The 25,288-nt window shown below is 71.9% G+C and carries 25 protein-coding genes and 2 pseudogenes; 5 read left to right on the top strand and 22 right to left on the bottom strand.

Annotation, left to right across the window (positions count from 1 at the left end; all coding sequences use genetic code 11):
- Positions 1 to 12: 12 nt before the first annotated feature.
- From argG to E2C04_RS07880, 16 genes and pseudogenes are all read right to left on the bottom strand, one after another.
- Positions 13 to 1,446 (bottom strand): annotated as a pseudogene (gene argG, locus E2C04_RS07955) (argininosuccinate synthase).
- Positions 1,443 to 2,021, bottom strand: a complete 579-nt coding sequence (locus E2C04_RS07950) for an arginine repressor (RefSeq protein WP_135832209.1) — start codon at positions 2,019 to 2,021, stop codon at positions 1,443 to 1,445. The pseudogene argG and the gene E2C04_RS07950 overlap by 4 nt, the downstream one beginning before the upstream one ends.
- Positions 2,018 to 2,941 (bottom strand): ornithine carbamoyltransferase, encoded by a 924-nt coding sequence (gene argF / locus E2C04_RS07945; protein WP_135832208.1) that lies wholly within the window; start codon positions 2,939 to 2,941, stop codon positions 2,018 to 2,020. The genes E2C04_RS07950 and argF overlap by 4 nt, the downstream gene beginning before the upstream one ends.
- Positions 2,938 to 4,128, bottom strand: coding sequence for an acetylornithine transaminase (locus tag E2C04_RS07940; protein WP_229721512.1), 1,191 nt, complete (start codon positions 4,126 to 4,128; stop codon positions 2,938 to 2,940). The genes argF and E2C04_RS07940 overlap by 4 nt, the downstream gene beginning before the upstream one ends.
- Positions 4,125 to 5,060, bottom strand: a complete 936-nt coding sequence (gene argB / locus E2C04_RS07935; RefSeq protein ID WP_202977933.1) for an acetylglutamate kinase — start codon at positions 5,058 to 5,060, stop codon at positions 4,125 to 4,127. Before argB ends, E2C04_RS07940 begins: the two co-directional genes overlap by 4 nt.
- On the bottom strand, positions 5,057 to 6,208 hold the full coding sequence (gene argJ / locus E2C04_RS07930; RefSeq protein ID WP_135832207.1) for a bifunctional glutamate N-acetyltransferase/amino-acid acetyltransferase ArgJ: 1,152 nt from the start codon (positions 6,206 to 6,208) through the stop codon (positions 5,057 to 5,059). The genes argB and argJ overlap by 4 nt, the downstream gene beginning before the upstream one ends.
- A 22-nt stretch (positions 6,209 to 6,230) precedes the next feature.
- Positions 6,231 to 6,404, bottom strand: coding sequence for an ACT domain-containing protein (locus tag E2C04_RS07925; RefSeq protein ID WP_135832206.1), 174 nt, complete (start codon positions 6,402 to 6,404; stop codon positions 6,231 to 6,233).
- Positions 6,401 to 6,631: a hypothetical protein gene (locus E2C04_RS07920; protein ID WP_135832205.1), complete on the bottom strand. Its 231-nt coding sequence runs from the start codon at positions 6,629 to 6,631 to the stop codon at positions 6,401 to 6,403. The genes E2C04_RS07925 and E2C04_RS07920 overlap by 4 nt, the downstream gene beginning before the upstream one ends.
- Entirely contained in the window at positions 6,628 to 7,668 is a 1,041-nt protein-coding gene (gene argC / locus E2C04_RS07915; protein WP_135832204.1) for an N-acetyl-gamma-glutamyl-phosphate reductase, read from the bottom strand. The genes E2C04_RS07920 and argC overlap by 4 nt, the downstream gene beginning before the upstream one ends.
- A 63-nt stretch (positions 7,669 to 7,731) precedes the next feature.
- The gene (locus tag E2C04_RS07910) at positions 7,732 to 9,078 is read right to left on the bottom strand and encodes a GDSL-type esterase/lipase family protein (protein ID WP_158630633.1); all 1,347 of its coding nucleotides are present in this window, start codon (positions 9,076 to 9,078) and stop codon (positions 7,732 to 7,734) included.
- Positions 9,079 to 9,169: 91 nt separating this feature from the next.
- A complete protein-coding gene (pheT, locus tag E2C04_RS07905) occupies positions 9,170 to 11,662 on the bottom strand; it encodes a phenylalanine--tRNA ligase subunit beta (protein ID WP_135832202.1) in 2,493 nt (830 codons plus the stop codon).
- A gap of 10 nt (positions 11,663 to 11,672) precedes the next feature.
- Positions 11,673 to 12,769 (bottom strand): annotated as a pseudogene (gene pheS / locus E2C04_RS07900) (phenylalanine--tRNA ligase subunit alpha).
- Positions 12,770 to 12,979: 210 nt separating this feature from the next.
- Positions 12,980 to 15,205, bottom strand: a complete 2,226-nt coding sequence (locus tag E2C04_RS18235; protein WP_135832201.1) for a DUF4153 domain-containing protein — start codon at positions 15,203 to 15,205, stop codon at positions 12,980 to 12,982.
- A 32-nt stretch (positions 15,206 to 15,237) separates the two neighbouring features.
- Entirely contained in the window at positions 15,238 to 15,588 is a 351-nt protein-coding gene (locus E2C04_RS18230) for a HAMP domain-containing protein (RefSeq protein ID WP_135832200.1), read from the bottom strand.
- Positions 15,585 to 16,325: a response regulator transcription factor gene (locus E2C04_RS07885; protein ID WP_135832199.1), complete on the bottom strand. Its 741-nt coding sequence runs from the start codon at positions 16,323 to 16,325 to the stop codon at positions 15,585 to 15,587. The genes E2C04_RS18230 and E2C04_RS07885 overlap by 4 nt, the downstream gene beginning before the upstream one ends.
- A gap of 91 nt (positions 16,326 to 16,416) precedes the next feature.
- The gene (locus tag E2C04_RS07880; protein ID WP_238694478.1) at positions 16,417 to 17,460 is read right to left on the bottom strand and encodes a sensor histidine kinase; all 1,044 of its coding nucleotides are present in this window, start codon (positions 17,458 to 17,460) and stop codon (positions 16,417 to 16,419) included.
- A gap of 29 nt (positions 17,461 to 17,489) precedes the next feature.
- Here E2C04_RS07880 and E2C04_RS07875 point away from each other — a divergent pair, with 29 nt between their 5' ends.
- A complete protein-coding gene (locus E2C04_RS07875; RefSeq protein ID WP_229721510.1) occupies positions 17,490 to 18,167 on the top strand; it encodes an HD domain-containing protein in 678 nt (225 codons plus the stop codon).
- On the opposite strand, the gene E2C04_RS07870 is transcribed toward E2C04_RS07875, so the two are convergent.
- From E2C04_RS07870 to E2C04_RS07845, 6 genes are all read right to left on the bottom strand, one after another.
- On the bottom strand, positions 18,115 to 18,378 hold the full coding sequence (locus E2C04_RS07870) for a DUF4031 domain-containing protein (protein ID WP_135832198.1): 264 nt from the start codon (positions 18,376 to 18,378) through the stop codon (positions 18,115 to 18,117). The genes E2C04_RS07875 and E2C04_RS07870 overlap by 53 nt on opposite strands.
- Before the next feature lie 83 nt (positions 18,379 to 18,461).
- On the bottom strand, positions 18,462 to 19,241 hold the full coding sequence (locus tag E2C04_RS07865; protein WP_188421561.1) for a TrmH family RNA methyltransferase: 780 nt from the start codon (positions 19,239 to 19,241) through the stop codon (positions 18,462 to 18,464).
- Between the two features lie 9 nt (positions 19,242 to 19,250).
- Entirely contained in the window at positions 19,251 to 19,634 is a 384-nt protein-coding gene (gene rplT / locus E2C04_RS07860) for a 50S ribosomal protein L20 (protein ID WP_135832197.1), read from the bottom strand.
- 82 nt (positions 19,635 to 19,716) lie between these two features.
- A complete protein-coding gene (gene rpmI / locus E2C04_RS07855; RefSeq protein WP_135832196.1) occupies positions 19,717 to 19,911 on the bottom strand; it encodes a 50S ribosomal protein L35 in 195 nt (64 codons plus the stop codon).
- Positions 19,912 to 19,978: 67 nt separating this feature from the next.
- Positions 19,979 to 20,740 carry a translation initiation factor IF-3 gene (infC, locus tag E2C04_RS07850; protein WP_170213496.1) on the bottom strand — a complete coding sequence of 254 codons (762 nt, stop codon included), beginning with the start codon at positions 20,738 to 20,740 and terminating at the stop codon, positions 19,979 to 19,981.
- A 240-nt stretch (positions 20,741 to 20,980) separates the two neighbouring features.
- Complete coding sequence (locus tag E2C04_RS07845; RefSeq protein ID WP_135832194.1) at positions 20,981 to 21,499, bottom strand: SseB family protein; 519 nt, start codon at positions 21,497 to 21,499, stop codon at positions 20,981 to 20,983.
- Positions 21,500 to 21,540: 41 nt separating this feature from the next.
- Between E2C04_RS07845 and E2C04_RS07840 the strand changes: the two genes are divergently transcribed.
- The 4 genes from E2C04_RS07840 to E2C04_RS07825 are packed head-to-tail and all read left to right on the top strand — an operon-like array spanning position 21,541 to position 25,288.
- Positions 21,541 to 21,987 (top strand): cellulose synthase, encoded by a 447-nt coding sequence (locus E2C04_RS07840; protein ID WP_135832193.1) that lies wholly within the window; start codon positions 21,541 to 21,543, stop codon positions 21,985 to 21,987.
- The gene (locus E2C04_RS07835) at positions 21,984 to 23,201 is read left to right on the top strand and encodes an amino acid deaminase/aldolase (protein ID WP_135832192.1); all 1,218 of its coding nucleotides are present in this window, start codon (positions 21,984 to 21,986) and stop codon (positions 23,199 to 23,201) included. Before E2C04_RS07840 ends, E2C04_RS07835 begins: the two co-directional genes overlap by 4 nt.
- A 2-nt stretch (positions 23,202 to 23,203) precedes the next feature.
- Positions 23,204 to 23,767, top strand: a complete 564-nt coding sequence (locus E2C04_RS07830; RefSeq protein WP_188421559.1) for a hypothetical protein — start codon at positions 23,204 to 23,206, stop codon at positions 23,765 to 23,767.
- A 42-nt stretch (positions 23,768 to 23,809) separates the two neighbouring features.
- On the top strand, positions 23,810 to 25,288 hold the full coding sequence (locus tag E2C04_RS07825; protein WP_135832191.1) for a DUF1800 domain-containing protein: 1,479 nt from the start codon (positions 23,810 to 23,812) through the stop codon (positions 25,286 to 25,288).

Below are 25,288 nucleotides of genomic sequence, written 5' to 3'. Positions count from 1 at the left end.
GGCGGACCGAGCTCAGTCGGCGCCGAACTCGAACGCCGCGTGGTCGTTCGCCGCGTCGACGTCGGCCTCGTCGGCCACGTCGGGGTTGGCGGTGATCACGTCGGCGCCGCCGGCGGGCAGCTCACCGAACAGCGTCCCGTGCTCGACGAGCACCTGACCCTGGTCGAGCGGCTGGTTGGCGTACTGCTCCAGCTTGGCGCGGGAGTCGGCGATGTCGAGGTTGCGCATGGTCAGCTGACCGATGCGGTCGAGCGGGCCGAACGCCGCGTTGTCGGTGCGCTCCATCGACAGCTTCTCCGGGTGGTAGGAGAAGGCCGGGCCGTCGGTGCGCAGGACGGTGTAGTCTCACCCCGACGCAGGCGCAGGGTGACCTCACCGGTGACCAGCGAAGCGATCCAACGCTGGATCGACTCACGGATCATCAGGGCCTGCGGGTCGAGCCAGCGGCCCTCGTACAGCAGACGACCGAGCTTGCGGCCCTCGTTGTGGTACTGCGCGACCGTGTCCTCGTTGTGGATCGCGTTGACCAGGCGCTCGTAGGCGATCCAGAGCAGCGCCATGCCCGGCGCCTCGTAGATGCCGCGCGACTTGGCCTCGATGATCCGGTTCTCGATCTGGTCACTCATGCCCAGGCCGTGGCGTCCACCGATCGCGTTGGCCTCGAGGACCAGGGCGACGGGGTCGGAGAACTCCCGACCGTTGAGGGCGACCGGGCGGCCGGCGACGAACTGGATCGTCACGTCCTCGGTCTCGATCTGGACCGACGGGTCCAGAACTTGACTCCCATGATCGGCTCCACGACCTCCAGCGAGACGTCGAGGTGCTCGAGGGTCTTGGCCTCGTGGGTGGCGCCCCAGATGTTGGCGTCCGTGGAGTAGGCCTTCTCGACGGAGTCGCGGTAGGGCAGCTTGTTGTCGAGCAGGAACTGGCTCATCTCGGCACGCCCACCGAGCTCGGTGACGAAGTCGTTGTCGAGCCACGGCTTGTAGATCTGCAGGGCCGGGTTGGCCATCAGGCCGTAGCGGTAGAACCGCTCGATGTCGTTGCCCTTGTAGGTGGAGCCGTCGCCCCAGATGTTGACGCCGTCCTCCATCATCGCCCGCACCAGCTGGGTGCCGGTGACGGCGCGGCCCAGCGGCGTGGTGTTGAAGTAGGCGCGACCGCCGAGCGGATGTGGAAGGCGCCGCACGCCAGCGCGGCGAGGCCCTCCTCGACCAGCTGGGGCTTGATGTCGACGGCGCGAGCGATCTCGGCGCCGTACAGCTTCGCCCGGTCGGGGACGCCGGAGATGTCGGGCTCGTCCGCCTGGCCGATGTCAGCCGTGTAGGTGCACGGGATGGCGCCCTTGGCGCGCATCCAGGCCACGGCCACCGAGGTGTCGAGACCACCGGAGAAGGCGATGCCGACGCGCTCGCCGACGGGGAGGGAGGTGAGGACCTTGCTCACTGGTCGTCCTTTGCTGTGCTGCTGTGTGGGATCTGGGAAGAATTGTGCGGGGTGGTGCTGGTGGCCGGGGCGGAGGACTCCGCCAGCTCGAGGAACCGCGCGGCCAACGCAGCTCCGCCCTGCGGATCACGGGCGATCACCATGACGGTGTCGTCGCCCGCGATGGTGCCGAGCACGTCGTGGAACTCTGCCCGGTCGAAGGCGCTCGCCAGGAACTGGGCGGCCCCCGGCGGCGTACGCAGCACCACCAGGTTGGCGCTCGCCTCGGCGCTCACCAGCAGCTCGTTGCAGAGCTTGGCGACGCGCTCGAGCGCGGCGGCCGTCTCGCGCGGCGCGGCCGGCGACCGGTCGCCACCCTCGCCGGGGACCGCGTACACGAGGACCCCCTCGGGGCTGCGGACCTTGACCGCGTCGAGCTCGACGAGGTCGCGGCTCAGCGTGGCCTGGGTGACGGTGACGCCCTGGGCGCTGAGGAGGGCAGCCAGCTCTGCCTGGGACCGCACCGCGTGGTGGGTCACCAGGTCGATGATGCGCGAGTGGCGCGCACCCTTCGTGAGCGGGCTGACGGCGGTCATCGGCGTGCCTGCAACCAGGTCATCACGGCCTTCTGGGCGTGGCGGCGGTTCTCCGCCTCGTCCCAGATGACGCTGGCCGGACCGTCGAGGACCTCGGCGGTGATCTCCTTGCCACGGTAGGCCGGGAGGCAGTGCATGACGATGGCGTCGGGCGCCGCCTGGTCGAGCAGCGCCTGGTCGAGTCGGTAGGGAGCCAGGTCGGCGAGCCGGGTGGCCGCCTCCTCCTCCTTGCCCATCGAGACCCAGGTGTCGGTGACGACCACGTCGGCGCCGGCGACTGCGGTCGACGGGTCGAGCTCGACGGTGACCGATCCACCGGTGGTGGCGGCGATCGCGCGGGCGCGCTCCACCATCTCGTCGGTCGGCTGGTAGCCACGAGGACCGCTCAGCACCACGTGCATCCCGGCGGTGGCGCCGGCGAGCGCCCACGAGTTGCCCATGTTGCAGGCGGCGTCGCCCAGGAAGACCACCCGGAGCCCGGCGAGGCGACCCTTGTGCTCGGAGATGGTGAGCAGGTCGGCCAGCAGCTGGCAGGGGTGGAAGTCGTCGGTGAGCGCGTTGATGACCGGCACGCCCGAGTAGGACGCCATCTTCTCCAGCGCGCTCTGCGCGTAGGTCCGCCACACGATCTGCCCGGCCTGACGCCCCAGCACCCGAGCCACGTCGGGCACCGACTCGCGCACGCCGATGCCGGCCAGCGCACCGTCGACGAGCATCGGGTGCCCGCCGAGCTCGGCGATGCCGGCGGCGAAGGAGGCCTGCGTCCGCAGGGTCGGCTTGTCGAAGACCATGGCGACGGTGACCGGTCCGGCGAGCGGCTTGTGGTCGTACGGCGCGGCCTTGAGCTCGGCGGCCAGGGCCAGCACCTCGGCCTGCTCGGCCGGGGTGAGGTCGTCGTCGGCGAGGAGGTGGCGGGTCATGCTGCGGCTCCCACGACGTCGAGCACCTTGGCGAACGACGCCAGGAACTGCTCGGCGTCGTCGACGGTGAGCACCAGCGGCGGCACCAGGCGCACCCGGCCGGGGCGCGGGACGTTGAGGATCAGCCCCTGGGCCAGGCCCGCCTCCACCAGTCGTCCGGTGTCGACGGTGTCGTCCAGCGTCAACCCGAGCATCAGCCCGGCGCCACGGACCTCGGTGACCCGCGCGTCGGCCGCAAGGCCCTGACGCAGGATCTCCCCGACGCCCTCGACGTGGGTCAGCAGGTCGTCGGCCTCGATCGTGTCGAGCACGGCGTTGGCGGCCGCGGTCGCGATCGGGTTGCCACCGAAGGTCGTGCCATGGTTGCCGGGCACGAGCAGCTCGGCGGCCTTCCCGTAGGCCAGGGTCGCGCCGATCGGCACCCCACCCCCGAGGCCCTTGGCCAGCGTCAGCAGGTCGGGCACGACCTCGCCGTCGAAGAGCTCGGGGTTCTGGTGCGCCAGCATCGTGCCGGTGCGGCCGATGCCGGTCTGGATCTCGTCGACCCACATCAGCGCGCCGTGCGCGGCCGTGACCTCGCGGACCTTGAGCAGGTAGTCGCGCGGCGGCACGTTGACGCCAGCCTCCCCCTGGAGGGGCTCCACGACGACGGCAGCGGTCGTGTCGTCGACCGCCGCGGCGAGCGCGTCGGCGTCGCCGAAGGGCACCCAGACGACGTCGCCGGGCAGCGGCTCGAACGGGGTCCGGTAGGCCTCCGTCGCGGTGAGCGCGAGCGCGCCCATCGTGCGGCCGTGGAAGGAGTCCTCGGTGGCGACGACCTTCGTACGACCGGTGCGGCGGGTGACCTTGAGGGCGGCCTCGTTGGCCTCGGTGCCGGAGTTGGACAAGAAGACCCGGGCGTCACCGCCGGCCATCGCGACCAGGCGCTCGGCGAGTCGCAGCTGCGGCTCGGAGGCGAAGAGGTTGGAGATGTGGCCGAGCGTGCCGAGCTGCGTGGAGACGGCCTCGACGATCGCCGGGTGGGCGTGGCCGAGGGAGTTGACGGCGATGCCGGCCAGCATGTCGATGTACTCGTTGCCGTCGACGTCCCACACGTGGGCGCCGGCGCCGCGCTCGAGCATCAGCTTCGGCGTGCCGAAGGTGTTCATGACCGCACCGGTGTAGCGGTCCTGCCAGGGGGTGGTCACTGGTCGATCTCCTCAGCGGCGTAGGCGTTGCGGATCTTCGTCTCGACGCCGGGGAGCACCTGGGTGCCGACGCCCTCGTCGGTGAAGATCTCGAGAAGCACGGAGTGCGGCTCACGGCCGTCGACGACGGTCGCACGGGCCACTCCCCCGGTGACGGCGTCGTAGCAGGCACGCATCTTGGGGACCATGCCGGAGTCGAGCGTCGGGAGCATCTCGGCGAGCGACTCGGGGCTGATCTCCTGGATCACGTCGTCGGAGTGTCCGTAGTCGCGGTAGAGGCCCTCGACGTCGGTGAGCACTAGCAGCTTCTCCGCGCCCAGGGCGACCGCCAGTGCAGCCGCCGCGGTGTCGGCGTTGACGTTGTGGACCTGGCCGTCGACGTCGGGGGCGACCGACGAGATGACGGGGATGCGGCCGGCCTCGACGAGGTCGAGTACGGCCTCGGGACGCACCTGGGAGACCTCGCCGACCAGGCCGAGGTCGATCTCCTCACCGTCGACGACGGTGGTGGCCGGGACGGCGGTGAAGAGCCCGGCGTCCTCGCCGGACAGGCCCACGGCCAGCGGTCCGTGCGAGTTGATCAGGCCGACGAGCTCACGCTGCACCTGGCCGACCAGGACCATGCGTACGACGTCCATCGCCTCGGGCGTGGTGACGCGCAGGCCGCCGCGGAACTCCGACTCAATGCCGAGCTTGCCGAGCATCCGGTTGATCTGGGGGCCGCCGCCGTGCACGACGACGGGCTTGAACCCCGCGAAGCGCAGGAAGGCGATGTCCTCGGCGAAGGCGACCTTGAGGGCGTCGTCGGTCATGGCGTTGCCGCCGTACTTCACCACGATGGTCTGGCCGTGGTACTTCTTCAGCCACGGCAGGGCGGCCGCCAGGGTGGCGGCCTTCTTCGGGTCGGGGCGGTTCGACATCTTCTCGCTCATGAGCTGTAGGCGCTGTTCTCGTGGACGTAGGCGTGCGTCAGGTCGTTGGTCCAGATCGTGGCGCGCGCGTCACCGGACTTGAGATCGACGGTCACGGTGACCTCCCGGCCGGTCAGGTCGACGGTCGCCGGGTCCTCGTGCGGGGTGGAGTTGCGGCACACCCACACGCCGTTCATCGCCACGTCGAGGTCCGCCGGGTCGAAGGCGGCCTGCGTGGTGCCGACCGAGGCCAGGACCCGGCCCCAGTTGGGGTCGTTGCCGAAGACGGCGGCCTTGAAGAGGTTGGACCGGGCGATGGAGCGGCCCACGTCGACGGCGTCCTCCTCGCTGGCGGCGTTGACCACGGTGATCGCGATCTCGTGGTCGGCACCCTCGGCGTCCTTGAGCAGCTGCATCGCCAGGTCGGTGCACAGCTGCGTCAGGGCGGCTGTGAAGTCCTCCAGCGGCGGGGTGATGCCGGAGGCACCCGAGGCCATCAGCGTCACGGTGTCGTTGGTCGACTGGCAGCCGTCGGAGTCGAGCCGGTCGAAGGAGACCCGGGTCGCGGCGCGCAGGGCGGCATCCAGGTCGGCGGCCGGGACGACGGCGTCGGTGGTGATGACCACGAGCATCGTGGCCAGGGCGGGGGCCAGCATGCCGGCGCCCTTCGCCATGCCGCCGATGCTCCATCCCGGGCCCTCGACGACGGCCTGCTTGGAGACCGAGTCGGTGGTCATGATCGCCGTGGCCGCGTCGGCGCCGCCCTCGGCGGAGAGGACCGCATGGGCTGCCTCGACACCGTCGAGCAGGTTCTGGCGCGGGTTGGCCAGGCCGATGAGGCCGGTGGAGCAGACGACGACGTCGATCGCGCCGATGCCGACCTTCTCGGCCACCTTCTCGGCGACCGCGTGGGTGGTCTGGAAGCCCTCGGCGCCGGTGTAGCAGTTGGCACCGCCGGAGTTGAGGACGACCGCCTTCACGATGCCGTCCTTGACGACCTCCTGGCTCCACAGGACCGGGTTGGCCTTGCAGCGGTTGGAGGTGAAGACGGTGGCGGAGTCGAAGGTGGGCCCGGTGTTGACGACCAGGGCGAGGTCCTTGGCGCCGGTGGACTTGAGTCCGGCGGGGACGCCCGAGGCGAGGAAGCCGGCGGGGGTGGTGACGCTCATGGAGGAGCCTTTCGAGGAGAGGTCAGGCAGGGACGGCGGGGGCAACGGTGTGCCCCCGCCGTCGCCACTCCTCAGCGGCCTTCTCGGCGTGCTGCTTGGGCACCAGGATCCAGTCCGTGTCGAAGGTCGACAGCGTGAAGACGCTGATCTCCGCCTCGGCCATCGGCGTCAGCAGGGCGACCAGCACCCCGGTCATGCCGAAGTCGAGGGGCCCTTGACCGCGAAGGCCGTGAAGGAGCGCTCGTGGCGGGCCTTGGTCGGGACGTTGCGCGCGGCGCAGACCACGGAGGTCTCGGTCGCGGTGGCGGTCACCGAGAAGATGGAGGAGGACTCGGCCCAGGGCGGGATCGCGGCACCGGGGCCGAAGCGCACCACGGCCAGCTGCTCGGGGTACTGCTCGAGGGTGTACGTCTGCTCGGTCACGGTGCCAACCCCACGGTGGTGAGTCCGGTCGCCTCGGGGAGTCCGAGGGCGATGTTCATGCACTGCACGGCGGCGCCGGCGGTGCCCTTCGCCAGGTTGTCGACGACTCCGACGGCGACCAGGCGACCGGCCGCTTCGTCGACGGTCACCTGGAGGTGCACGGCGTTGGAGCCGAGCACGGACTGGGTCTGGGGCCAGATGCCCTCGGGCAGCAGGTGGACGAACTGCTCGTCCGCGTACGCGGCGGCGTACGCCTCGCGGGCCTGTGCCGCCGTGGTGCCGGCGTCGACCAGCGGCGCGGAGACCGTGGCCAGGATGCCGCGCGGCATCGGCACGAGCAGCGGCGTGAAGGAGACCACCACGTCGGTGCCGGCGACGCCGCGGAGGTTCTGGGCGATCTCGGGCGTGTGCCGGTGGACGCCGCCGACGCCGTAGGCGCTGACGTTGCCCATCACCTCGGAGCCGAGGAGGTTGGTCTTCGCGGCCTTGCCCGCGCCGGAGGTGCCGGAGGCGGCGACCACGGTGACGTCGGGCGTGACCAGCCCGGCGCCGAGGGCCGGGGCGATGGTGAGGCTGGAGATGGTCGGGTAGCAGCCGGGGACGGCGATCCGGGTGGCGCCGGCGAGCGCCTCGCGCTGACCGGGCAGCTCCGGGAGTCCGTAGGGCCAGGATCCGGCGTGGGGCGAGCCGTAGAACTTCTCCCACACCGCTGCGTCGGTGAGCCGGAAGTCGGCACCGCAGTCGATGACCACGGTGCTGTCGGGCAGCGCCTTCGCGATCTCGGCGGACTGGCCGTGCGGCAGCCCGAGGAAGACGACGTCGTGGCCGGACAGGACCTCGAGGGTCGTGGGCTCGAGCACGCGGTCGGCCAGCGGCACCAGGTGGGGCTGGAGGCGTCCGAAGGACTCCCCCGCGTTGCTGGCACCGGTGAGGGCCCCGATGGTGACTCCGGGGTGGCCGAGCAGCAACCGGGCGACCTCACCCCCGGCGTACCCGCTCGCACCTGCGATGGCGACACTGACCTGGCTCATGTGCATGAATATACATGACCTCGCATGATCATCACATCCGGGTCCGGGTGTCGCCCCTTGGACGAGACCCTACCGCTGCAGGAGCACGGTGCGAACCTCCGACCACCGGGTCAGGTTGCGGGCCCCGACGCCGCGCACGCTCACCTTCACGACCGATCCACGTGTCAGTCGGCGGAGCACCGTGCTCGTCCCCTTCACGTCGAGGAAGCGGGTGGTGGCCCTGGCCCCGGGTGCCTTGACGGTGACCTTCACCCGGTGGGCGCACGCGCCCTTCACGGCACTCCAGCTGGTGCGCACCGTCCGTCCGCGGGCCGTGGCCCGGACGGTGGCACGCCCTGCGACCTTCGGGCCCGCCTGGGCCGTCACCACGGGCGAGCGCACGTCCTGACCGGCCAACGTCCACCCCTTGCGGGCGAGCACGCGCACGTCGTACGGCTTGCACTTCCTCAGTCCGGCGACCTGGTGCGAGGTGCCCTCGAGGGCACGCACCTCGCGCACCCACTTCCTCCCCGGGCGCCGCACCCACACGTCGTACGAGGTGGCACCCGGCGGGACCGACCAGGTCCAGCGGGCCGCGGTGTCGGTGGAGGAGCCCTTGAGCACCGGGACGACGCGCGGCCCCTCCGCGGGGATCCGCAACGGCCTCGGGTAGGCCTTGCCGACACCGAGGGTCGCGAGCGCGTCGGTGACGGCCGCGGCGATCTTGATCTGGCCGCTGGTGTTGGGGTGGAGCGGGTCGTAGGTGTCGCCCTTCACGTCGAGACCTGTCCCCATCACGTAGCCCGGAGTGGTGCGTGCCACCACGACGCGCGAGGCGGAGGTGGTCATCTCCCACGCCAGGGCCGCGAGGCGCTGGTTGTAGTCGGCGGCCACCGGGCTGTTGGTCCACGGCGCCTCGACCAGGACGAAGTCGGCGCCCGGCACCCGCGCGCGGGCCGCGGTCACCCACGTACGCATCATCGACTGGGTCTGCTCTGCAGTCGCCTGCACCCACAGCATGTCGTTGACCCCGAGCTCGACGACCACGACGTCGGGGGCGTACGTGGTCATGAGGGCGTCGCGGTCGTGGCGCGGCCTGAAGAGCTGGTCGCCCCACATGGCGGCGTGGTCCTGGTCGAACGCCGCGTCGGCGTAGACGGCGGGCCAGGTCGCGCCCTCGCCCACGAAGGGCGCCCTGCGGGGACCGACGAAGTCGACGCCGGCGCCCGCCGCGGCCAGGTGCTTCCAGGCGAAGTAGCGCCACGAGTAGTCGCCGACCGACGCGTGCGAGATCGAGTCGCCGACCACCATCACGCGGGTGGGAGCGGCGGACGCCTCGTCCGCGGCGCTCGCCGGTGCGGATGCCGGCGCCCACACGGACAGCAGCGCCGTCGCCATCGTGCCCGCCAGCGCCGAGCGCCACCTGGTGGTCTTCATGAGGGTCATGCAAGCAGACCGCAGCCCTCGCGACAGCCGAACGGCCCACCCCTCGGTCAGTTCCGTAAAGTGGGCCGTGGCGGAGCAGGGGTCAGCGCTGGACGGCGCCGACCTTCTCGACCGCGGAGGCGACCGCGGCCTCGCGGAACGCGGCGGTCTCCTTCTCGGTCAGGGTGCGGTCCTCGGCGCGGAAGCGCAGGGCGTACGCCAGCGACTTTCGGCCCTCGCCGACCTGCTCGCCGGTGTAGACGTCGAAGAGGCGGATCGACTCGAGCAGGTCACCTGCTCCCTCACGCAGGGCAGCCTCCACGTCCGCGGCAGGGACGTCGGCGTCGACCGCGAGCGCCACGTCCTCCTTCGCCAACGGCTGGGTGGAGAAGACCGAGGCCGGACGCAGGTGGACCGAGCGCTCGATCAGCACGTCGAGGTCGACCTCGGCCGCCACCGTGCCGCGGGGCAGGCCCAGGGTCGTGCAGACCTTGGGGTGCAGCTCGCCGGCGTGGCCGATGACCTCGCCGTCGACCGACAGCTCGGCGCAGCGGCCCGGGTGCCAGGGTGCGTGCTCCACGCCGCGGGCGCCCACCTCGAGGCCGACGGAGTCGGCGACGGCCCGCACGGCCTCGACGGCGTCGGCCCAGCTGACCGGGCGACCCTCGCCCCACCAGCCCGAGCCATCTGCCTCACCGACGGCGACCAGCGCCAGGTGCAGCGGCTGCTCTGGCACGGCGGCGTCGAGGGCCGCGAGCTCGTCGGCGTCCGGCCCGCGGTCGACCGGAAGGATCGGCGCAGCCACGTCGCGCGGCACGGTCACCGTGGCGGTCTCGAAGAGCGCGAAGGAGCCGGCGCCGTGCCCGACGTTGCGGGCGGCGGTGCGCAGCAGGCCCGGCAGGACCGTGGTGGTCATGAACGGCTGCTCGCTGCTCAGCGGGTTGACCAGGCGCAGCGCGTGACGCCGGGCGTCGTCGGCCGGGATGCCGAGGGCGTCGAAGTCGGCCTCCCCGACGAACGGGAAGGTGAGCACCTCGCTGTAGCCCTCGGCCGCAGCGGCACGACCGAAGCGACGGCGCAGCTGCTGGGCGCGGGTCAGGCCGCGACCGGCCGGCGGAATCGGGAGCACGGAGGGCACCTTGTCGTAGCCGACGAGGCGGATGACCTCCTCGGTGGTGTCCTGCGGGTCGGTCATGTCAGGTCGCCACGGCGGCGGGACCACCGTGAGGGTGCCGGTGCCGGAGACCTCGCAGCCCACGGCGCGCAACGCCTCGACGGCCGTCTCCTCGGAGATCTCCATCCCGGAGACGCGGGCGGCCTTGTCGCCGGCGACGGTGATCGCGGGGACCTCCGGCGGGGTGCCGACCACGGTGACGCCCGGGTCGGCGGTGGCACCGCCGTAAGTGACGAGCAGCTCGACCACGCGGTCGGCAGCCGCCTCGCAGATCGTCGGGTCGACGCCACGCTCGTTGCGCTTGCCGGCCTCGGAGGAGATCTTGTGGCGCTTGCCGGTGCGGAACATCGAGACGGCGTCCCAGTGCGCCGACTCGACGACGATCGAGGTGGTCGAGTCGGAGATCTCGGTGGTCTCGCCACCCATGACGCCGCCCAAGCCGATGATGCCGGAGTCGTCGGTGACGACCAGATCCTCGGGGTGCAGGTCACGCGCGGTGCCGTCGAGGGTGGTGAGGGTCTCCCCCGCCTTCGCGCGGCGTACGACGATCGGCCCCTGCAGCTTGTCGGCGTCGTAGCCGTGGATCGGGCGACCGGTCTCGAGCATCACGTAGTTGGTGACGTCGACGGCCAACGAGATGGAGCGCATGCCGGCCGCGACGAGGCGGTCCGCCATGAACTTCGGGGTCGGCGCGGCCGGGTCGAAGCCGGTGACCTTGCGGGCCACGAAGACCGGGCAGCCGACGGTGTCCTCGAGCACCACCGGGTGGCCGGCGTCGTTGGCGGCCGGCGTCTCGCGCAGCGCGGGGTCACGGAAGTTGCTGGCGCCCTCCACCGACACGAGGACCTCGCGGGCGATGCCGCGCAGGCTGAGGCCGTAGGCACGGTCAGGATTGACCTCGAACTCGATGACCTCCTCGTCGAGCCCCAGGGCCGAGCGCACGTCGTCACCGGGCTGGCCGGCGTCGGCGGGGAGCACGATGATGCCGTCGCCCGAGTTGAACGCACCCTCGGGCAGCCCGAGCTCGGTGGCCGAGCAGATCATGCCGGCGGAGAGGTGGCCGTAGGTCTTGCGCGCGGAGATCGCGAAGTTCCCGGGCAGCACGCCGCCGGGCAGGATCACCACGACCAGGTCACCGGGCTCGAAGTTGTGCGCGCCGCAGACGATGCCCTGCGGCAGGCCGGTCTCGTTGGCGTCGCCGACGTCGACGGTGCACCAGTTGATGACCTTGCCGTTCTTCTGCGGCTCGGGCTCCTTGGTGAGCACCTTGCCGATGACGAGCGGGCCGGTGATCTGGGCGCCGGGGCTGTCGATCGCCTCGAGCTTGAGGCCGGTCATGGTGAGCCGACGGGTGAGCTCGTCGGTGGTGACGTCCTCGGGGACGTCGACGTACTCCTTGATCCAGGAGACGGGTGCCTTCATGGTCTGGTCCTCAGATCTCGGTGCCGAACGCGGACGCGAAGCGCACGTCGCCCTCGAAGAGCGGGCGCAGGTCGGTCAGGTTGTGGCGGAACATGAACGTGCGGTCGATGCCGAAGCCGAACGCGAAGCCGGAGTAGACCTCGGGGTCGATGCCGCAGGCGACCAGCACGCGCGGGTTGACCACGCCGCAGCCGCCCCACTCGATCCAGCCCTCGCCCTTGCAGGTGCGGCACTCCTCGGAGTTGCTGCCCAGGCAGACGAAGCAGCGCAGGTCGACCTCGGCGCTCGGCTCGGTGAAGGGGAAGTACGACGGACGGAAGCGCGTCGTGACGCCGTCGCCGTAGAGCTGCGCGGCGAGGTGGTCGAGCGAACCCTTGAGGTGTGCCATGGTGATGCCCTCGTCGACGACGAGGCCCTCGACCTGGTGGAACATCGGGCTGTGCGTGGCGTCGTACTCGTCGGTGCGGAAGACCCGGCCGGGGCAGGCCACGTAGATCGGCGGCCTGCGCGTCAGCATCGTGCGCGCCTGCACCGGGGAGGTGTGGGTGCGCAGCACGACGTGGTGCTCGGCCGGCTCGGTCCAGAAGGTGTCCTGCATGGTGCGCGCCGGGTGGTCGGGTCCGAGGTTGAGGGCGTCGAAGTTGAGCCACTCGGCCTCGACCATCGGCCCTCGGCGATCTCCCAGCCCATCGCGACAAAGATGTCCGCGATGGTCTCGGACTGCATGGTGATCGGATGGCGCGAGCCCCGACGACGACGCGTCGTGGGCAGCGTGACGTCGACCGTCTCGGTGACCAGCATCCGCTCCTCGTGCTCGGCCTCGAGCACCGCGAGCCGCTCGGCGAGCGCCTTGTTGACCGCACCGCGGGCCTGGCCGATGCGCTGGCCGGCCTCCTTCCGGGCCTGCGGGGGCAGGGCGCCGATCTCACGGTTCGCCAGGGCCAACGGCGAGCGGTCACCGGCGTGGTCGAGGCGAGCCTGCTTGAGCTCCTCGAGGTCGCCGGCGGCGGCGATCGCGGCGAGGGCGGCCTCGCGCTGGGCGTCGACCTCCTCCGCCTTGAGGGGGGTCACTTCGACAGGGTCGTAGTCGTTGTTGGGGCCGGACATGGCTCCCTTTCCAGCTGCGTGCACGGACGCAGCGAATTCTAGGGGTCGGACGGGGTGGGCTCTCTCCCCGGACCCGGAGACGGAGGTGAGGCGTACGCCTCGGGCTGGCGCGCGCTCAGACCCCCGGAACCGCGACGGGCCCGGGGCAGGTAAATCGCTGCGTCCACCTCACTCGGCCAGAGTACGCCACCGGGACCTGGCGGCGCACCGTCAGGAGCCGCTGCCTCCGTAGAGGTCGGTGTCGTAGGGACAGCCGTCCTTCGGGACAGCCACGTCGTCCCCGAGCTCGGAGACCGCCTCTCGCGCGCGGGCCAGGTCCCAGGTCCAGCTGCGCCAGTCGGTCTCGTCGATCCAGACACCGGGCTGCTGGTAGTCCCCGCGGGGGCCGAGGTGAATCACGCAGGCCGCGAGCTCGGCCGGGAGTCGGTCGACGACCACGGGCAGGGCACCGTCGCCGAGCGCACCGAGGTACTCGAGGTCGAGCTTGCCGGTGGCCTCGTAACGGTCGATGTTGCGACCGGCCACCCAGCCGGAGGTGTCGAACCACCCGAGGCCGACCACGATCGCGGCTCCGGTCACCAGCGCCACCCGTGGCACCCAGGCGGTGCGGCCAAGGAGTCCCAGCACGACGACGGAGAGGACGACGAGGCCGAGCCACCCCTCGACCGAGTAGGCCAGGACGCGCGGCACGGTGTAGCCGTAGGCGTCCTGATAGACGCTGAGGCGGCCCAGGGCGGTGGCGACCACGCCCAGGACGAGGAGGCAGAGCACACCCGTGGTGCCCCGCAGCCAGCGGCGGTCGAGCGGCGTACGCCCGGCCCGTCGCGACGCCGCCCACACCACGACCAGCGCGAGCGCGGTGGCGAGCACCATCTGGAAGAAGCCCTGACGGGCGTACTCGGCGTACGTCAGCCCCACGGTGCGCTGCACGTAGGCGTCGCCGCCGAGCACCACCACGACCTGGGTGACCACGAACGCCGCGAAGACGGCGACCACGGCGAGCACCGGGACGACCCACTCCCAGCGGTTGGCGGCCGTCAGCCCGTGACCCGGGCGGGGGTCGACCTCGGCAGGGTTGCGGGCCAGGTAGGCCGCAGCGAGGGTCATCCCCGCCATCGCGACGGCCACGAACGTACGTCCGACGAGCTCGTCGACGCGGAAGTCGGGCACGAGGCGGGCGACCCAGTCCTGGAGAAGCGCGTCGGCGGAGACCAGCAGGACCCCGAAGACGGCCAGGCCCAGCAGGGAGAGCAGGACGGTCCTGGCCACCGCGGCCCGGTCGGAGGCGCTCCCGGCGAGCTGCAGCGAGCGACCCAGCCAGGGCAGGCCGCGGAGGCCGGAGAGCGGCCAGGCCAGGCCTGCGGCGACCATGCCGCGGAAGGTCCGGGCATGGGTGATGCCGGCCAGGAACGTGCCGGCGGCGGCGAAGACGCCCAGCGCCACGACGCCGAGGTGGCCGCGTACGACCATCCCCACGGCGGCGACCGCCAGCGCGGCGCAGAGCTGCGTGAAACGGTCGGCTCCGCGTCCGGAGGCGGCCAGCGCCACCCCGCCCGCACCGACCAGGACCATCGCCCAGGCGACCCCGGGCTCGGAGCCGACCACGAGCAGGGCAGCGAGGACTCCGAGCAGGGTCGCGGCGACCACGATCCAGGGCGCCCCCGCACCGCGGCGCTCCGGCCAGCGCCCGCCGAAGAGGAAGCCGACCGAGTCGGTGCTGGGGTCGACGGGCTCGACAGCCAGCGGCGGGAGCGTGACTGCCGGGACCGAGGCGGCTGCGCTGGCTGCAGCGGCCGGCGGGCTCACTGTGACTGGCGTGGCCGACGTGGGCGCCGGACCGGGCACGTCGAGGCGCAGCCTGGCGCCGGGACGCCCCGGCTCGGGGTCGACGAAGGCCAGGGAGCCGCCGTGCAGGCGGGCGACCCAGCGGGAGACGGCGAGCCCCAACCCGGTGCCGCCTCCCTGCGCATCGGTGCCGAAGCGCTCGAAGACCCGCTCGCGTTCCAACGGGTCGACGCCCGGCCCGGCGTCGACGACCTCGAGCCACCAGGCGCCGTCGTCCGTGCCCTGCGCAGTGACCTCGACGGCCGTGTCCTCGGGAGCGTGCCGGGCGGCGTTGTCCAGCCCGTTGATCACCAGCTGGCGCAGGCGCACCGGGTCGGCCCAGACCTTCATCCCGGCAGGGACGTCGACCTCGATGCGGGTGTCGCGGCCGGCGGCCCGGACCTCCTCCGCGCACCCGGTGACCAGCTCGGCCAGGTCGACGGCGACGGGGTCCAGCTCGACCACGCCGGCCTCGAGCCGGGAGAGCGCCAGCAGGTCGGCGAGCAGGTCACCCAACCGCTCGGCGCTGCCGAGGGTGGCGCCGAGCCGCTCGGGCGTTGCCTCGACGACGCCGTCGGCGAGGTTCTCCAGCTGGGCGCAGAGCGCTGCCACCGGCGTACGCAGCTCGTGCGAGACCGTGGCGATCAGGTCGCGCCGCTCGGCGTCGACACGCTGCAGGTCGGTCGGGCCATCACGTTGAACGAGCGGGCCAGCTGGCCCACCTCGTCGGTGTTGGGGGTGAGGACCCGGGCGTCGTAGGCGCCGCGCGCCATCGCCCGGGCCGCCTCGGTCATCTGGACCAGCGGCGCCACCATGCCGGCCGCCAGCAGCTGCGTGACCACCAGCGCGAGGAGGAGGGTCACCGGGAGGGACAACCAGGCGGAGACCCCGGCGGCGCTGCCGACGGTCGCCACCAGCGCGGTCACCAGCGAGGCGGCGACGACCAGCAGGCCCAGCTTGACCTTGATCGAGTTGATCCGGGTGAGGGCGCTCATCGCAGCGCCTCCAGCGCGTAGCCGACCCCGTGCACGGTGCGGATGCGGGCGGCGCCGATCTTCTGGCGCAGTGCCTTGACGTGGCTGTCGACCGTGCGCGTGCCCGCCGCGTCGGCCCAGTCCCAGACCTCGGCCAGCAGGCGCTCGCGGCTCTGGACCCGGCCGGGCTCGTGGCCCAGGACGGCCAGCAGGTCGAACTCGGTGCGGGTCAGGTGGATCTCCTCCCCCGCGACCCGGACCCGCCGCTCGGCGAGGTCGACCTCGAGGTCGCCCACCCGCAGCGTCTCCTCGGGAGCAGCGACGTCTCCGGCGCTCAGCGCCGCCGCGCGCTCCACGCGCCGCAGCAGGGCCGCCACCCGGGCCACGACCTCACGGATCCGGAAGGGCTTGGTCAGGTAGTCGTCGGCCCCGACCCCGAGGCCGACGAGCACGTCGGACTCCTCGTCGCGCGCCGTGAGCATGAGCACCGGCACCGGGCGGTGCGCCTGGATCCGACGGCAGACCTCGTGGCCGTCGAAGCCCGGCAGCATCACGTCGAGCACCACCGCGTCAGGGCGGAGGACCTCGGCCGCAGCCACGGCCGACGGGCCGTCGAAGGCCTGGCTCACCTCGTACCCCTCGGCGCGGAATCGGTCGGCGAGCGCGTCGCTGATGGTGCGCTCGTCCTCGACGAGCAGCACGCTGCCGCGGCTCGTCGCCGGGCCGGAGGAGGGGTGCGGGGGTGCAGTTCTGGTCATGCCACCGACCCTAGGAAGACGGCGGTGCAGGAAGTCCCTGCGAATCGTGAAGGTTCTGTGCAGGTCCGGCGCGGATCCACCACCGACGCGCTCATCGCACGTGGTCGCGCCAGTCGACCGACGGCCACCGCACGGTCACCAGCGCCCCACCGCCCTCGCGGTCGCCGATCCGCAGGTCGCCACCGTGGGCGCGGGTCAGGCCGTGGGCGATGTACATCCCCAGACCGCTGCCTCCGCTGGAGCCCTGCGTCCAGAACTTCGTGAGCACGCGGCGACGCAGCGCCTCGGGAATGCCCTCCCCCACGTCGCTGACCTCGAGGCTGACGCCGGGGAACTCGGCCCCCTCCCCCAGCCGGCGCAGCGTCACGACCACCTCGCCGTCGCCGTGGCGCACCGCGTTCTCGACGAGGTTGGTGACCACCTGGGTGAACTTGTCGGGGTCGGCGAAGATCTCCAGCTCGGGCTCGTCGACGTCGAGTCGCACCGTACGGGCGGTGGCGGAGGCCACCGAGTCGACGACGCGTCCGGCGAGCACCTGCGCGTCGACCTCACGCGGATAGATGCTCAGCCGGCCGGTGTCGAGGCGGGCCACGTCCAGGAGCTCCGCGATCAGCCGCGAGAGCCGGTCGGCATCGGCGTTGACGGTGGCGAGCATCAGCTTCTTCTGCTCGTCGTTGAGCACGTCCCAACGGTTCAGCATCGCCTGGACGAACCCCTTGACCCCGGTCAGCGGGGAGCGCAGCTCGTGGGCGACGGTCGCCACCAGGTCGGAGCGCTCACGGTCGAGCCGGGCCCGACCACGACCGCTTCGCAGCGTCAGGGCGACCTGCTCGACGGGCGCGCCGGGACCGGCGCGGTGCAGCCGCGCGAGCACCAGCACCTCCGAGCCGTCGGGCAGCAGCCATGACTGCTCCGGCACCCCCGAGCGGATCCCGAGGCCGCCGTAGGGCTCGTTCTGCTCCCACCACGTGGCGCCGTGCTGGTCGACGAGCGCCAGCACCTCCTCCAGCGGCTGCCCCGGAACGGCCCCCTCGCCGAGCATGGCGCGTGCGGCGGCGTTGACGACCTCGACGCGCTGGTGCTGGTCGGCGATCACCACCCCGTCGGGGAGCTGGTCGAGCCACAGGTGAGTCACCCGCCGAATGTAGCGAGTTGAATGGACACGTGTCCCCCGACCCCACCCCCGACCACACCGACGACCCCAGCCGCGACCCCGTCCTCGACGCCCGCTGGCCCTGGCCGGAGCGCACCGACCTGCGCGACGCGCTGCTCCGCGCCTACGGGGAGCCGCGACGCGGATACCACGACCTTCAGCACCTGCGTGAGGTGCTGGAACGGTTGGACGAGCTGGCGTCGCACGCTGCCTTCGACCTGGCCACCGTCCAGCTGGCCGCGTGGTTCCACGACGCCGTGCACGACGCCGACCCTGATCCCGAAGGTCGCTCGGCCGACTGGGCGGACCGGGCGCTGACCGCTCACCCGCGGCGCGCGGAGGTCGTACGGCTGGTGCTGATGACCCGTGACCACGACCCTGCGCCGGGGGACGCCGAGGCCGAGGCGCTCTGCGACGCGGACCTGGCGATCCTGGCCGCACCGGCCGCGCGCTACCAGGAGTACGTCGCGGGCGTGCGCCGCGACTACGCGTCGGTGCCCGACGGCCTGTTCCGGCTCGGGCGCGCCGAGGTGCTGCGTACGCTGCTCGCGCACCCCACGCTCTTCCGCACCGCGTACGCCCGCGAGGCCTGGGAGGCCCGGGCCCGCGCCAACGTGCAGGGCGAGCTGGAGCGCCTCACGGCGCCATCGGCTTCGGACGACGCAGGCCCGCCCGACGCAGCAGGATGACCAGCTCGCGGGAGGAGACCTCGACCGCCCCGGCGGCCACCATGGCGTCGTAGTACGCGGCCGGTACGTCGTAGTGGTCACGGTCGAAGCCTCGCTCGGGCACGCCGTGGGCGAGCGCGAAGGCGTGCAGCTCCCCCAGCGAGGTGTCACTGGCCAGGTGTGACCAGGTGCGCCCGTAGCGGTGCACGGCGGGCGGGTCGATGACGATCACGGCACCACCTTGCCCCAGCCGGGTCGCGCCGGCGACGCCGGAGTGCCCGACCGTGGGACGAGCGGGGCTCGGGCAGGGGCTCGTCAGCGGTGGGCGCGGGCGCTGGCGTAGAGGCAGATCGCGGCGGCGGTGGCCAGGTTGAGGCTCTCGGCGCAGCCGTGGATCGGGATGGAGACCCGGTGGTCGGCCAGGGCGGCCAGCTCGTCGGGCAGGCCCCAGGCCTCGTTGCCGAAGAGCCACGCGGTGGCCGGGGCCAGCTCGGCGTCGAAGAGGTCGACCTCGCCGGCACCGTCGGCGGCCAGCACGGTGAGCCCGGCTGCCTGCAGGGCCTGCACGGCGGCGGCCGGGTCGTCGGCCAGGATCACCGGGAGGTGGAAGAGGCTGCCGACGCTGGCGCGCACGGTCTTGGGGTTGTAGGGGTCGACGCTGTGGCCGGCGAGCACGACGGCGCCCGCACCGGCGGCGTCGCTGGTACGGATCACCGTGCCGGCATTGCCGGGGTCGCGGACGTCGGCGCAGACGGTGACCAGCTGCGGCGAGGTCGCCAGGACCTCGTCCAGGGTGACGTCGAGGAAGCGGCAGACGGCGACGACGCCGGCCGGCGTCACGGAGTCGGAGAGCAGCTCCATCGCCCGGTCCTCGACGAGCCAGACCTGCGGAGCGGCGTCCAGCAGGTCGGCGTACTGCTCGGCGGCCGTGACGGTCGCGAAGACCTCGACCACGCAGTCGGGCACCGTGAGGGCGCCCTCGACGGCCTTCGGGCCGTCGGCAAGGAAAAGCCGCCGCTCGGTTCTCACCGAGCGGCGGCTGAGCTTCCGTGCCTCCTTGACGCGGCTGTTCGCGTGCGACAGAGGAGTGTTCACGTCAGTGGGTCAGGAGGCCTTGGGGGCGTTGACGTCCTCGGGGAGGGCAGCCTTGGCGGCCTCGACCAGCGTGGCGAAGGCCGGCGCGTCGTTGACGGCCAGGTCGGCCAGGATCTTGCGGTCGACCTCGATGCCAGCCAGGTTCAGGCCCTGGATGAAGCGGTTGTAGGTCATGCCGTTGGCGCGAGCGGCAGCGTTGATGCGCTGGATCCACAGCTTGCGGAAGTTGCCCTTGTTCTTGCGGCGGTCGTTGTAGTTGTAGACCAGGGAGTGGGTGACCTGCTCCTTGGCCTTGCGGTAGAGGCGCGAACGCTGACCGCGGTAGCCCGAGGCGCGCTCGAGGACGACCCGGCGCTTCTTCTGGGCGTTGACTGCCCGCTTGACGCGTGCCATTTCTTACTCCTTGTTGCTTGAGAGACCAGCGACCTGACTCAGGTCGGTCGCCGAAAGTTCGGGGTTGGGGCTTCGAGCAGGGTCAGCGACCGAGCAGCTTCTTGGCGCGCGGCACGTCGGCCGTGGCGACCTCGACCGTGCCGGTGAGGCGACGGGTGACCTTCGAAGCCTTCTTCTCGAGGTTGTGGCGCTTGCCGGCCTTCTCGCGAAGGATCTTGCCGGAGCCGGTCACGCGGAAGCGCTTGCCGGCACCGGAGTGGCTCTTGTTCTTCGGCATCAGGATGCTCTCTCTTGTCGTGGTGCGTGCGACAGCCTCATCGGCCGTCGTCAGTACGGGGGAATGCTCAGATGTCGACGTCGGCGTCGACGTTGTCGGAGCGCTTGCGCTCCTTCTTCTGCGCGACGGCCTGGCCCTCCTTGGGGGCACGACCTGCGCGCTCCTCCTCGGCGGCGGCGGCGCGCTCGGCGACCTTGGCGTCCTTCTCTGCCTGCACGTCGACCTTGGCGTCGGCCTTCTTCTTGTGCGGGCCGAGGACCATGATCATGTTGCGGCCGTCCTGCTTCGGCGACGACTCGACGAAGCCGAGCTCCTGCACGTCCTCGGCCAGCTTCTGCAGCAGGCGGAAGCCGAGCTCGGGGCGGTGCTGCTCACGGCCGCGGAACATGATCGTGATCTTGACCTTGTCGCCAGCCTTGAGGAAGCGGACCACGTGGCCCTTCTTCGTCTCGTAGTCGTGCTGGTCGATCTTCGGACGAAGCTTCATCTCCTTGATGATGACGTTCGTCTGGTTCCGTCGTGCGTCACGGGCCTTCTGGGCGTTCTCGTACTTGAACTTCCCGTAGTCCATGAGCTTGCAGACGGGCGGCCGACCCTGGGGCGCGATCTCGACCAGGTCGAGGTCTGCTTCCTGGGCAAGCTTCAGTGCCTGATCGGTCGGAACGATGCCGACCGTCTCGCCGTTGGGACCCACGAGCCGGACCTCGGGAACTCGGATCCGGTCGTTGATGCGCAACTCAGTACTGATGTGTCCTCCAGTGGTTGTGTGCGAGGTCGTCCGCCTCAAATGACGAAAGGCTCCCGCTTGTCGAAAGCGGAAGCCAGTCACACACGTCCTCCGGACGCGTCCTGGGCACGAGACCCCTCGCGGGGAGCCATGCCCTGACCGGACCCGACGACCTGTGGCGGCCGGTGCGGGTGGGAGACGTGGTGCTTGCCTCCGCTTGGTGATCGGTCCGACGAGGCCGGACTGATCGGTCAACGCAGCAACAATAGCCGAGCATTCCCGTCCTGCCCAATCGGTGCTGCCGAGGTCACCGGCAGGCTCCCTGCCCGATCACTCGCCCGGTCACTCGCCGGGACGGATCCAGCCGGTCCGGTCACCGATCCGGGCCAGCGTCCAGCCCGCGGCGAAGGCGTCGAGGTCGCTCTCCTCGAGCACGAACGTGACCGGGCCTGCGATGTCGACGACCAGCGCGGCCGCCTTCTCCTGGACTGCGCTCTGGGCAGCGACCGGCGCCGGGACCGGCACCGGACGGGCCTCGGGGTTCCACCGGTGCAACGACTCGGTCGAGGTGAAGGCGAGGAGCGCCTGGCGACCGTCGCCGCCGGTGACCAGCACCGTGGCCATGTCGCTCGACTTGTCGTGGGCCAGGCCCCTCTCGTCGTACTCCACCTCGCCCAGCACCGCGACCACCGGCACCAGGAGTCGGCTCGGGGCGAGCGCGTTCACGACCTCGGCGAAGCCGCCGGGGTCGACGGCGTACGCCTCGAGTGCGGAGGCAAGGGCGGGCGAGATGCCGCCGTCGTCGTCAGGGAAGGACGACTGGAGGATCTCGGCACCCGCGAAGCGGTTGGGGTCGACCATGGTGGGGTCAGCCTAGTCCCACCGGCCGCTAGGGTGACGTGGTGGACGACGTGACGTGGGCAGCGCTGGCCCTGAGCCTCACGGTGCTGGGCTCCCTCTACTCGTGGTGGGCCTTCCGGCACCGTGGCCTCGCGCCCGGCTTGCGCGGGGTCGCGCTCACGCTGCTCGTGGTGGCGGCCTGGCTGACGGGCACGCTCGGGCTGTTCACCCGGATCGCCACGGCCGTGTCGTGGTGGGCCACCAACCTCGTCCTCTCCCCCGCCGTCTGGGTCGGGATCGGCGCGGCCGGCACCTCGGGCCTGCTGCTGGTCGTCGCACGGCTGCTCGACCGCAGGCGTCCGGGTGTCGAGCGCCGCCGGCAGGACTCCCTCGGGCACACTGGCTCCGCGCAGGTCACTGCCCGGGAGCGGCGACCGCGGTCGAAGGAGTCGCACGACGACGAGCTCGACGAGATCGAGGAGCTGCTGCGACGGAGAGGGATCGAGTGACCGAAACGTCCTGGGTCGAGCGCAACCAGCTCTGGACCCGCCTGCGGCGCGCCGTCGAGCAGCACCCCGAGCCCCTCCCGACTCCCCTCGCCGTCGTGGACCTCGACGCCTTCGACGCCAACGCCGCCGACCTCGTACGCCGGGCGGCCGGAGTCCCGATCAGAGTCGCCTCCAAGTCGTTGCGCGTGCCCGCCCTGATCAGCCGTGCCCTCGCCGAGCCCGGTTTCGCCGGAGTCCTCTCCTACACCGTCGCCGAGGCGCTGTGGTTGCACGAGGAGGGCGTCAGTGACGACCTGCTCGTCGCCTACCCCAGCGTCGACCGCGGCGCCCTCGGACGTCTCACCGCGTCGGAGCCGGCCGCGGCCGCCGTCACCGTGATGGTCGACGACCCCGCCCACCTGGACGTGATCCACGCCAGCCGCCGGGGCGACGCGGAGGTCCGGGTCGCCGTCGACATCGACGCCGGCCTGCGGATGGCCGGGCGGCACGTCGGCCCCAAGCGCTCGCCGCTGCACGACGCGGACGACGTCCTGGCCCTCGCCCGCGAGGTCGCCGACCGGCCGGGCTTCCGGCTCGTCGGCGTGATGACCTACGAGGGTCAGGTGGCCGGGCTGCCCGACGACGTCCCGGGGCAGCGCGCCCGGTCGGCAGTCGTGCGCCGGCTCAAGCAGGTCTCGCTGCACCAGTTGCGGGAGCGTCGCCAGCACCTGGCCGCCGCCCTGGCCGAGGTCGCACCGCTGGAGTTCTGGAACGCCGGCGGGTCTGGGTCGCTCGAGTCGAGCGGTGCGGACGCCGCCGTCACCGAGCTGACCGCCGGGTCGGGCCTGCTGGTGCCCGGCCTCTTCGACCACTACAAGGCGTTCGCCCCGCGGCCGGCTGCCTTCTTCGGCCTGCCGGTGACGCGCCGTCCCTCCCCCACCATCGCCACCGTGCACGGCGGTGGCCTGATCGCCTCCGGCGTGCCGGGCCCCGACCGGGAGCCGCGGCCCTGGGCACCGCCCGGCCTCTCCCTCACCACGCTGGAGGGCGCCAGCGAGGTGCAGACCCCGTTGACGGGCCACCCCGCCTCGGGCCTGGCCATCGGCGACCTGGTCTGGTTCCGCCACGCCAAGTCGGGTGAGCTCTTCGAGCACGTCACCACGGCCCACCTGGTGCGTGGCGACCGGATCGTCGACTCCGTCCCGAGCTACCGCGGCCGGGGCCAGGCCTTCTGAGCGTGACGACCGACGACGTACGCCGCATGCTCGACCTCGTCGCCGCGGGTCCGGCGCGCCTGGGCACCGGCGAGCCACGGGGACGGCTGCTCTGCGTCGACGGCCCGGCCGGCTCGGGCAAGACCACCCTGGCGCGCGCCGTGGTCGCCGCAGCGCCTGAGGCGCATCTCCTCCACCTGGACCTGCTGCTGGACGGCTGGGACGGCCTCGCCGACGTCGCCGCCACGTTGGTCGCCGACGTCCTGGAGCCTCTGGCGCGGGGCGAGCGGGCTGCGTACCGCCGCTACGACTGGCACGCCCGGCGGTTCGCCGAGCGGGTGCCGGTGCCGGCGACCCAGCTGCTCGTCGTGGAGGGGGTGGGCGCCGGGTCCCGGGCCACGGCCCCCTACCGGGCCGCCAGCGTCTGGGTCGAGGCGTCGACGCCGCTGCGCCGCCGCCGCGCCCTGGCCCGCGACGGCGACGACTTCGCACCGCACTGGGACGCCTGGGCGGAGCAGGAGGCGCGCCTCTTCACCGCTGAACGCACGAGGGCGACCGCTGACCTCAGGATCACCACCGACCTGTGAGTTCGTCTGACAGGGCCGTGACCGCTCCCTACAGTCGTCGCCATGGCTGACCGGGCTGCCGCCACCTCCTACAAGCCGCGCTCGTACGCGGCCGTCAAGGTGCTGCCCGCAGCCCAGGGCCACCTGGTGGGGCGCTTCTCCTACGGCACGACGCCCGCGCTGGCTGCCCAGGTCCGCAAGCGCGGTGGCGCAGCCAAGTGGTTCACGTGGCAGCTCAGGGGCACCGCGGTCAAGGACTCCACGTACGCCACCACGAAGGCGTGGTGGCCCGACCTCACGCGCAGCCCCGAGTCGCTGTGGAAGCGCAACGTCGACGGGGTCCGCGGTGGGTGGGAGGTGATGGCCGACTACCAGCGCTGGGTGATCGCGCGGCGCCACCAGTCCCAGCAGCAGGTGCTCGAGACGATGACGCAGTTCTGGGAGAACCACCTCTACGTGCCGACCAACGGTGAGCAGTGGTTCGTGCACCGGGTCTCCTACGGCGAGACGATCCGCAAGCACGCGCTCGGCCGCTTCGAGAACCTGCTTCACGCGACGATCACCCACCCGGCGATGCTGCTCTACCTCGACAACGCCACCTCGACCGCAGCGCGGCCCAACGAGAACCTCGGTCGCGAGCTGCTGGAGCTCCACACGGTGGGGCGCGGCCGCTTCACCGAGGCCGACGTGAAGAGCTCGGCCCGGATCCTCACCGGCTGGTACGTCGACATGTGGAAGACCTGGAAGCCGTCCTACCGCCCCGACATGCACGCGACCGGCCCGGTGAAGGTCAAGGGTTTCAGCCACGCCAACCGCTCCGCCGACGGGCGCGAGGTCACCCGGCTCTACCTGCGCTACCTGGCCCGCCACCCCGACACCGCTCGACGGATCGCCACGAAGTTGGTCACCAAGTTCGTCGGCGACACCCCGCAGCCGGCGCTGGTCGACAAGCTCGCGAAGGTCTACCTCAAGAACAACACCGCCATCGCACCGGTGCTGCAGGCTCTGGTCGCGTCGAAGCAGTTCAAGGCGGCCGCCGGCAAGAAGGTGCGCGACCCGATCGAGGACGTGGTGGCCACCTACCGTGCCCTCGGGGTGAAGGTCGCCCGGCCCACGACCGCGAACTCGGCCGCCAACGCCGTGCTCTGGCAGGCCCAGTCGGTCGGCGCCACCCCTTTCGGCTGGCCCCGCCCCGACGGCACACCGATCGACAACACCTCGTGGTCGTCGACGTCGCGCGTCATCGCCTCGCTGAGCATGCACTACTCGATGTCGGGCGGGTGGTGGCCCAAGGAGCGCGCCACCCACCGCACGCCGAAGTCGTGGGTGCCGAAGTCGGGGATGCGTCTCGACGAGCTCGTCGACCACCTCTCGCGCAGCATCCTGCACCGGCCCTCGACCTCCCGGCTCCTGCAGGCCTGCTGCGAGGCCACCGCCCTCAAGCCCCACGAGCGCATCGGCCACGACCACGCACTGGTGAGGTGGGGCATGCCCCGCCTGCTGACCACCGTGCTCGACTCCCCCGACTTCTTCCGGCGGTGA

It is taken from the genome of Nocardioides daphniae (assembly GCF_004777465.1).
In the GTDB taxonomy this organism is placed as follows: domain Bacteria; phylum Actinomycetota; class Actinomycetes; order Propionibacteriales; family Nocardioidaceae; genus Nocardioides; species Nocardioides daphniae.
Note: the sequence above shows the minus strand (reverse complement) of the source record. Positions and strands in the feature narration are given on the sequence as shown.